General features: G+C 62.5%; 1 protein-coding gene. It reads right to left on the reverse strand.

What is annotated here, in order from left to right; all coding sequences use genetic code 11:
- Positions 1-1,037: ADP-forming succinate--CoA ligase subunit beta (gene sucC, locus AC1Q5P_RS21895; protein ID WP_492520025.1), on the reverse strand; the 1,037-nt coding region annotated here is incomplete at both ends.

Genomic DNA, 1,037 nt, shown 5'->3' on the forward strand with positions numbered 1-1,037 from the left:
GCAACCTTCCGGACTTCAGCGACGATCTTCTTGGCGGCATCGCCGAGGTCGTTGGCGGGGACGATGGGCAGGCCGGAGTTGGCGAGGATGTCCTTGCCCTGCTGGACGTTGGTGCCTTCGAGGCGGACGACCAGCGGAACCTGCAGGTTCACTTCCTTGGCCGCGGCAACGATGCCGTCGGCGATGATGTCGCACTTCATGATCCCGCCGAAGATGTTGACGAGAATGCCCTTCACCGCCGGGTCCTTGAGGATGATCTTGAACGCCGCGGTGACCTTCTCGGTCGTCGCGCCGCCGCCCACGTCGAGGAAGTTGGCGGGGAATTCGCCGTTCAGCTTGATGATGTCCATCGTCGCCATGGCAAGGCCGGCGCCGTTGACCATGCAGCCGATGTTGCCGTCGAGCTTGATGTAGGCAAGGTCGTACTTGCTCGCTTCGATCTCGGCCGGGTCTTCCTCGGTTTCGTCGCGCAGCGCCATCACGTCGGGGTGGCGGTAGAGCGAGTTCGAATCGAAGCTCATCTTGGTGTCGAGGACGAGCAGGTTGCCGTCCTTGGTCTCGACCAGCGGGTTGATCTCGAGCATGTCGCAATCCAATGCCACGAAGGCGTTGTAGAGCTGCTCGGCGATCTTGCCGGCCTGCTTGTTGAGATCTCCGGTCAGCTTGAGCGCATAGCCCACGGCGCGGCCGTGGTGCGGCATGAAGCCTTCGGCCGGGTCGATGGTGATCGTGGCGATCTTCTCAGGGGTCGAATGCGCGACCTCCTCGATGTCCATGCCACCCTCGGTCGAGACGATCATCGCGACGCGGCTCGAAGCGCGGTCGACGACCATCGACAGGTAGTATTCCTTCGCGATATCAACGCCATCGGTGATGTAGAGGCGATTGACCTGCTTGCCGGCCTCGCCGGTCTGCACCGTGACGAGCGTGTTGCCGAGCATTTCCTTTGCAAAGGCCTCGACTTCCTCGATGCTCTTGGCCAGGCGCACGCCGCCCTTGGCATCGGCAGGCAGTTCCTTGAACTTGCCCTTGCCGCG

The organism is Novosphingobium sp. GW835-FHT14H07 (assembly GCF_058793515.1).